The organism is Rhodoplanes elegans (assembly GCF_016653355.1).
Taxonomy (GTDB): domain Bacteria; phylum Pseudomonadota; class Alphaproteobacteria; order Rhizobiales; family Xanthobacteraceae; genus Rhodoplanes; species Rhodoplanes elegans.
The window spans coordinates 1-8,185 of the sequence record NZ_NHSK01000016.1 but is presented as its reverse complement, the minus strand read 5'-3'; the positions used below and the strand labels follow the sequence as shown (position 1 = coordinate 8,185).

Below are 8,185 nucleotides of genomic sequence, written 5' to 3'. Positions count from 1 at the left end.
GCCCGGCCCCATCACGTTCCGCCACGGCCTCGAACAGTTCAAAATCCACGCCGCCGCAGCCGCAATCGGAAATCTGTGCATGCCCTAATCCCGCCAAGGGGACCAGCATCGGCGACGACCGCGCCGCCCGGCCTCCCGGGAGGCGGGGCGAAACGACGAACTGGGAAAAATCGGCGCCCACAAATTGGGGAGGATTCAACGCCCGGTCACACGTCTCCGCGGCCATGCTCGACGGCGCCATGGGAAGCATCCTCCTGAGACGCATCAGCCACTGAGTCGAGTATCCAAATGGACTCTGAGCGCGCACTGCGTCCCTGCGCCGTCTTCTGACAAGTCACCAAAGGCTTCCGGTCAGGGTGAGGTGCGCACCTCTACGTGAACTTTCGATTCGTGCTCGAAACCGCTCGCCGCCGCGCCGTTGGTGCCCTGGACGCAATCTGCGCGACGCTCAGCCGGATGCCCCTCGGCCCATTGCTATCCGCGTCGATTATTCAGCATCCATAGCGATGAGCAACTACTACCGGGTACGAATTCGCGGTCCAGACTTCGAACGCTTGCGCAGTCGGGCGGTCCGGAAAACTGCGCGGATATTGCGCGCAATCGTTGTTTCGGACGGGTCTGTTGAGTCACCCGAGGTCATCCTCTATGTGTTCGGCCTAAATAGTTGGTCGTCCAGGATGCGCCAGGAGCGAGGCGGATGATATTCGGACTGCGATTCGGCTGGAGGCGCTACGGTGTCATGATCCACGACATCGCGGCGACGATCGCCGCGTTGGTCCTGAGCCTCTACGTTCGGTTCGAGGAACCAGGCTTGGAAGAACGAGCCCACCTGCTCACGGTTGTGCTTCCGTGCTTCTTCGTATACGCGAGCGCCATCTACTGGTTTTTCGATCTTTACCGGTCCAAGTGGCGGTTCGCATCGCTGCCGGACCTCTCGAACATTGTGCGAGCGTCGGCAGTGCTGGCGGCGTCGCTGCTCATTATCGATTACATCTTGATCGCATCTTATTTTTTTGGGGGCTATTTTTTTGGTAAGAAAACGATTGCCGTCTATTTCGTTCTTCAAATTTTTCTACTCGGTGGCACGCGGGCCGCGTATCGCTGGTTTCGTCTAACTCGAACACGGCGCCGGTCGCTAGCAAAGGGGAACTTGGTTGCCACCCTCATACTCGGACGTGCAGCCGACACCGAGATTTTGCTGCGATCGATAGAAAGCGGCGCCGTACATCAGATTCAGCCGGTTGGCATTCTCTCACCTTCTCCGACTGATCAGCACCAAAAAGTGCGCGACGTCCGAGTTCTGGGGAGATTTAGCGATTTACAGCGAGCAATGGATTATCTTGCCGGTCTTGGGATCGAGGTCCGACGCTTGGTACTTACACCGTCAGCGTTCGAGCCGGGATCGGGAATCGAGACTGCATTGGTGACGGCACGGCGGCTCGGGATCGCCACGAGTCGGCTGCCTTCACTGGACGATTCCACTGGAGCATTGCGGCTAGCACCAGTCGCGGTCGAAGATCTGTTGCTGCGCCCTAGTGTTATGATCGACAATCGTCGACTGGAAGAGTTTATCACCGACCGAGCGGTAGCGGTGACTGGTGGCGGCGGATCGATTGGCTCCGAGCTTTGCGATAGAGTGATCCGATTTGGGGCGCAGCGACTTCTCGTCATCGAGAACTCCGAACCCGCCCTACATGCAGTCATGGAGGAACTGCGCATTAAAGGCTGCCGCACCGTGATAGAAGGGCGCATTGCTGATATTCGCGATCGGGGTCGGATAGAACAGCTGTTCACGGCCTTCCGGCCAGACCTTGTGTTTCACGCCGCGGCCCTCAAGCATGTCCCAATCTTGGAAAATGATTGGGAGGAGGGTATTAAGACGAACGTCTTCGGTTCGGTGAACGTCGCCGATGCGGCGGCTCGGACCGGCGTCCGCGGCATGGTTATGATTTCGACGGACAAGGCGATTGAACCGGTCTCGGTGCTGGGCGCCACTAAACGCTTTGCCGAGATGTACTGTCAGGCCTTGGACGCGGAACTAAAGCGCTGCCGAGATGCCGCTCCGATGCGGCTAATAGCGGTGCGGTTCGGCAATGTGCTGGCCTCCAATGGGTCCGTTATTCCGAAATTCAAGGCTCAGATTGATACAGGGGGTCCTGTGACAGTGACCCATCCGGACATGGTGCGGTATTTTATGACGATACGTGAAGCGTGCGATCTCGTACTAACGGCATCAAGCCATGCACTCGGCCAGGAGTGCTCAGAAGTATCGGTATACGTACTGAATATGGGACAACCGATCCGGATCTATGACCTTGCCGAACGCATGATTCGATTGAATGGATTGGAACCCGGGCGCGACATCGCCATCGAATTCACGGGAATGCGGCCTGGCGAGCGACTTAACGAGATACTGTTCGCCCGCGAGGAGCCGACCTTTGATATCGGTGTCTCCGGCGTGATGGCGGCAAAGCCCGTGTTCGCGTCGTTTGAGGTTTTGAAATGGCGCCTGGCGGCGCTTGACGACGCCATCGTCAGCGGATCCCGCGACGATGTTTTTGCCGTTCTTCGCGATGCAATTCCTGACTTCAACGGTTAAGGTGTATAACGGTTTGGCGGCATAGTCCATGAACTTTCGACGCTTCGATATATGGTGGTTGAGAGCAAAGAGTAAGACCGTATGTCCGTCTCCGGTGGGTGTGGCTCGTCCTACACTACGCGTCCTAGGGTCCGTACTGCACGATGCCGCTGATCTCCCGTCGGTCGTCGACCCGGTCAGCCCACGCCGTCCGCGCGGCAGGTGCGGCTCGATCCGCGCCCACTCGGAATCGCTCAGCCAGTAAAGCTGCTTGCTCATCAAGGGCTCCGGGCTCGACCGGCATCATCGCGACGGTCGCGATCGACAGTACCCAAATCAAGGCCCACCGCTCTGCGGCGGGCGGAAAAGGGGGGCCTTCAAGCAGGCGATCGGCCGCTCGCGCGGCGGACGGACAACGAAAATCCACGCCCTGACCGATCACTGCGGCCGGCCGCTCGTTCTGTTGCTCTCGTCTGGCAACATCAACGACATCGCCTTTGCACCGACGCTAATCGCCAGAGTGGCGCCGATCACCGGCCTCATCGCGGACAAGGCCTACGACGCCAACAGTCTGCGACGTCTGCTCGCCGAGGGCGGCGCCAAGGCCGTGATCCCGTCGACCACCAGCCGCAAGCAGCCGATCCCCTAGATCGCATCGCCTACAGGCGCCGCAATCGCATCGAGCGGATGTTCTCGCGGCTCAAGGACTTCCGACGCGTCGCAACCCGCTACGACAAGCTCGCCAGAAACTTCCTCGCCGGCGCAATCCTGGCCGCCACCGTCGCTTGGTGGCTCAATTGAGTCCTGACCCTAGCCTAGTCTTACTGAGTCAGAAAGGCGGCCCAACGCTTCGGCATGTAATCCATCGCCTTGGCGACGTCGGAGTGGCGCGACATACGCACCCATCCGGTGAGGCTTCCGATTTCCCACATCTCACCCGACAATTGGCACCTGTTGAATCCTTCGTGGTCCTGTCTGTCCTCGGGCACGTAGTGTAGGATGAGCCACACCCACCGAAGTCGGACATTCGGTCTTGATCGACTATCACGACCCGTTCATCGCCGTTGTTCCGAACACCCGCGAGCACGCCGCTCTCGCCGGCCGCCGCTCGGTCTCGCTGACCACGGAGGCGATCGCCGGCTACGACGCCGTGCTGATCGCGACCGACCACGACACCGTCGATTATCCCGCCCTGGTCGCGGCGGCGCGCCTCGTCGTCGACACCCGGAACGTCTGCGGACGCGCCCGCATCGAAAGCGACAAGGTCGTCAAGACCTGAGCCGCCGGCGGCGTCGGTCTCGAAAGGCGGGACAGGGAGGGCCGAGCGCGACGACGTGGGCGCGGCGACGCGTCGTCCGAGGCAGTGGCGCTCAGCGCAGCGAGGCGGTACGGCGGAACGAGACGGTGGCGAGGAACACCACTGCGCCGCCGCCGAAGCGGTCGGAGGCGAGGCCCGGATAGGGCTCGGCGCCGAATCCCATCACCAGCGAGCCGACCGGCTTGCCCATCAGGCTGCGCAGCTCGGCGAAGTCGGGATCCCCGTAGGCCGTGACCGTCATGGCGGAGTGCAGGCTCGGCGACAGCATCACGGCGCGCAGCCACGGATCGTCGAAGCGCATGCCGGGCTTCACCGTCACCACGGCGGCCGTGGCGGTCGGGGCCACACCAGAGCCAACCGAGCCTAAGCCGACCGAGCCGGGATCGGCGGACGCCGTCCGGTTGCCACCGGCCGGCGCCTCGGCGCCGCGGCCGCTCGGCACCCGCGCCGCCGTCTTCTTCACGACGGCGAGCGGCGAGCCGTCGGCCGGTGCCGGAGCGGGCACCGGAGCGAGGGCAGCCTGCACCGGAGCCGGCGCGTTCGGCTGGGCCGCGCCATCGGCCGGCAGGTGGGCGCGATCGACGAGCGAGCCCATCGCGGCGGCCCGCACCGGCGAGTCGGCGGCGGGACGGCGGGACGGCTCGGACGCATAGGCGAGGGCGAGCTCCAGCGGCACCCGGTCGGTGTCGCGGCCGGCCGCATCACGCGTCGCATCGCGGTTCGGGGCATAGAGCGAGCCGGTCCGGCTCGGCGTCCGCTCGCGGCCGACCGGCGCCATCGGATCGACCGAGGCCGTGGTCGTGCCCATCTCGGCGGGCGGACGCGGCGGCTCGGCGCCGAGCACCGCGACCGCGGTGCTCTCGATCGGCATGTCGCCGGCGCCCGCGAGGCGCACCGGGGTGCTCGCGGCGGAGGCGAGCGAGAACATTTCGGGGCCGGCCGGCTCTGGGGCCGCGGCGGGAGCGCCGGCCGGAGCGGCGATCGGCTTGGAACCGGCGCGCGCCGCAGCCGGGCGGGCCACCTCGATGCGGGCGGTCTGAGTCTTCGCGTCGGCCTTCGTGTCGTCAGCCCTGGCAGCTTCGGTCTTCGAAGCTTCGATCTTGGCAGGCTCGACGCGGGCCGTCTGGACGCGGGCCGGAGCCGGGCCCGACGGCTTCGCGGCGGCGGGCTTCGTCGCGGCGGCCGGTGCGGCGGGACGGGCCGTGTCCTCGGCCTCCTCGGCGTCCTTGCCGCCGAACAGCGAGGCGAGCAGGCTCTTGCCAGGCTTCAACCCCGAACCGGCGTCGAGCGACGCCATCGCGGTCGACGACCCGCCGCGCGACTGGACCTGCGCGAGCGCCTGCTGATAGCCGGGCAGCGGCTTGCCGTTGGACGGCACATGGACGGTGCGGCCGTCCGGGAAGACCTTGGCGAGCTGGTCGTAGGTCATCCGCGGCCAGTGGCGGATGCTGCCGGTGTCGACGTGGATGAACTGCGAGCCCGGATAATAGCCGACGCCGCCGCGATGCAGCCGGAGCGCCGCGGCGCGCTGCTTCTCCAGCGAGACGCCGCGCACCTTCAGGTCGATCGCCTTGCCGACCATGTGCTGGCTTTCCTTGGCGACGCCGCCGGAGCGGGAGCGCAGCATGGAATTGGTGGCCGGCGCACGATAGCCGCAGATGATGTCGACGGTGTCGCCGTCGACCGAGCGGGTGAGTTCCCACACCGCGTCGATGACGGCCGGATCCATCTTGACGGACTGGTTGCGCCGCCAGTCGCGCATCACCCAGTCGATCTTCTTCAGCGCGTCGGCGTCGTACCGGCCGTTGCGCCGGTACGTGACCGTGAGATTCTCGCCCGTGTGGGTGTGGTGGAAGCTCAGCGTGCGGGTGTCGCCGTTGGCGGCCGCCGTCTGCAGGCCGTTGCAGCCGAGAACGACGATCACGGCGGCGAGGCCGATTCGGCGACCGGCGCGGAACACCGTGCCGGTCGCCGAATCGCGGCGGACGCCGCTCAGAGCCACGTGCGATCCCATCCAGACAATGCTCCGACGTCTCCGCGAACAGCGCCCGCGGAGCGCGTCGCTCGACCTCACCCCCGTGATCGGTCGAACGACAGGGCAGTTCTCGTCTTTTCGGGATCGGCCGACGCAGCTCTGCGTCCCCCCTCTCCCCATCACAGTCTGTTCACTAAACCGTGAGTATGGCGAAAAGAAGCCGTCTGTGACGGCCGCGCCACGCTGGGCTAAATTTTTGATCGCGCTAGTATTTTACCGGAGGCTCCGAGCCGCTTCGCGGCGTGATCGAGCGGGGCGGATTCCGCGACTCGTCGTGAACGAAGCGTTGGCCCGGCCTGGCGCAAGTCTTGCTAAATCGTAAATGGCTTTCGCCGCACCTCACCCCGCCGTGACGCCTGCCCTCGTCATGGCCGGGCTCCGTCCCGGCCATCCACGATCTTGGTTCTTGCGGGGCTTTCAGCGCGTGGATGCCCGCGACGAGCGCGGGCATGACGAGGCGCGAGACCCGTGGGCGGCACGTCCCTCGCGCGCCCCGCCAAGTCCAGAAAGCGCAAATGGCCGGGACGAGCCCGGCCATCGCGTAATACGGTCGTGATCACGACGCCGGCGCGGCGCGCCGGCGCGAAGGATCAGCGGAACAGGTTGAACAGCGGGAACACGCTGCGCGGCTGCTCCTGCGGAAGCTGCACGGCCTGGCGGCGCGGCGTCGAGGAGGCGACGCGGCGCTCCGCCGTCGGCTGGTCGGCGACCTTGCGCTCGTCGCTCTTCATCGCCGCGATCAGGCGCTGGTCGCGGCCGTAGATGTCCTCGCGCAGCACCAGCTTGCCGGTCTCGTCGACCGACGCGGTCTGATAGGTGAGATGCACCGGGATCGGCGTCGGGAAGTTGATGTTGGTCTCCGAGGTCCCGTACATGCGGCGGATGCGCTCGGCCGAGTAGCCTTCCTTCGGCAGCGCGATGCCGAGCAGCACCTCGGCATACTTGTCCGGATCCTTCACCCGCATGCAGCCGTGGCTGTAGGCGCGCCGATCGTGGGCGAACAGGTGCTTGTCCGGCGTGTCGTGCTGGTAGACCAGGAACTTGTTCGGGAAGTTGAAGCGGATGCGGCCGAGCGCGTTGCCGGCGCCGGGCGGCTGCGAGATGTGGACCGACCCGTCGGCGCGCCGCGACACGTTGAGGCCCATGCGCGACAGCACGGTCGGATCCTGCTGCAGGGCCGGCAGATACTCGTTGTAGACGATCGACGGCGGCACGTTCCAGGTCGGGTTGACGGTGATGTACTTCATCGTCTCCGACAGGAGCGGGGTCGCGTGGTTGCCGGGCTTGCCGACGACCACACGGGTGGTCCAGAGCGTGGCGTCGTCCTTGTAGACGCGCAGCACGAACTCCGGGATGTTGACGATCACGTGCGCCTTGCCGAGATCGTGCGGCACCCAGCGCCAGCGCTCCAGATTGGCCCGGATCACGTCGGCGGTGCGCTCGTTGCGCGGGCCGTTGAGGGCCCCGACCGCGGCGGCGTCGAACACGCCGGTCTGCTTGAGGCCCTTCTTCTTCTGGAACGCCTTGACGGCGTCGGCGAGCGTCTTGTCGTAGGCCGTGCCGGTACCGGCGACGGCGAGCTTTTCACGCAGCTCCGGAACCCGCGCGTCGTCCATGCCGACCTTGAGGGCCGGGCCGTAGCCGATGCGCTTGCTCGTGTCGGAGGAAAGCCCGCGCGCCTCGGCGAGCTTCGCCTTGAGCGCCTTGTAGTGGGCGTGCTGCGGCTGATAGCCGTCGAGCGCCGTGCCGGCGTCGTCGCCCTTCACCGAGACGAGCTTGCCCATCACCTCGGCGGCCTCGGGCGGGTTCTGATAATAGACCACGTCGCCGTTGATGCGCGACCAGTGGATGCGGCCGACGGCGGCGTGCTTGGCATAGGCGAGCACCGACTGGGTCAGCTTGATCTCGTAGTCGGCGACCTCGTCGGCGGTCGCGTCGGCCTTCAGGGTCGGCACCGGATAATCGTCGGAGTCCATGCCGTCGGCTTCGGCCCTGCCGAGCTGGGCGATGACGGCCTTGGCGCGGGCGTTGACGGTGCCCTCGCTCGTCCACACCGGGCCGTTGGCGCGCGCCGCGTAGAAGCTCTCGAGCGACGCGCGGGTCTTGGCGTCGAGGCGACGGTCGCCCTTCTTGGCGAGCAGCTCCGCGAGCTTCTCGCCGACCTGCTGGTCGAGCGACACGACCGCGGCCGCCGGAGCCGCCGGAACGGCGGGCGCCGCCACGGCGGCCGGCACCGAGCCGGTGGGCTGTTCGG

General features: G+C 65.8%; 4 protein-coding genes and 3 pseudogenes. 3 read left to right on the top strand and 4 right to left on the bottom strand.

Translation table 11 applies throughout. The features are described 5' to 3' along the window. On the bottom strand, positions 1-241 hold a 241-nt coding region (locus CCR97_RS31340), incomplete at its 3' end, for a hypothetical protein (protein WP_207199357.1). A 498-nt stretch (positions 242-739) separates the two neighbouring features. Here CCR97_RS31340 and CCR97_RS01005 point away from each other — a divergent pair. After that, positions 740-2,599: a polysaccharide biosynthesis protein gene (locus tag CCR97_RS01005; protein ID WP_244670194.1), complete on the top strand. Its 1,860-nt coding sequence runs from the start codon at positions 740-742 to the stop codon at positions 2,597-2,599. 139 nt (positions 2,600-2,738) lie between these two features. On the opposite strand, the pseudogene CCR97_RS01000 reads toward CCR97_RS01005, so the two are convergent. Next, positions 2,739-2,857, bottom strand: a pseudogene (locus CCR97_RS01000) (IS5/IS1182 family transposase); the annotation flags it as partial. 35 nt (positions 2,858-2,892) lie between these two features. On the opposite strand from CCR97_RS01000, the pseudogene CCR97_RS00995 reads away from it, so the two are divergent. Then, positions 2,893-3,373: pseudogene (locus tag CCR97_RS00995) on the top strand (transposase); the annotation flags it as partial. A 226-nt stretch (positions 3,374-3,599) separates the two neighbouring features. Continuing rightward, a pseudogene (locus CCR97_RS00990) lies at positions 3,600-3,857 on the top strand (UDP binding domain-containing protein); the annotation flags it as partial. A 91-nt stretch (positions 3,858-3,948) separates the two neighbouring features. Here CCR97_RS00990 and mepK read toward each other — a convergent pair. After that, positions 3,949-5,910 (bottom strand): peptidoglycan L,D-endopeptidase MepK, encoded by a 1,962-nt coding sequence (mepK, locus tag CCR97_RS31510; RefSeq protein ID WP_244670193.1) that lies wholly within the window; start codon positions 5,908-5,910, stop codon positions 3,949-3,951. Positions 5,911-6,521: 611 nt separating this feature from the next. Further along, positions 6,522-8,185: L,D-transpeptidase family protein (locus CCR97_RS00980; RefSeq protein ID WP_201159235.1), on the bottom strand; the 1,664-nt coding region annotated here is incomplete at its 5' end.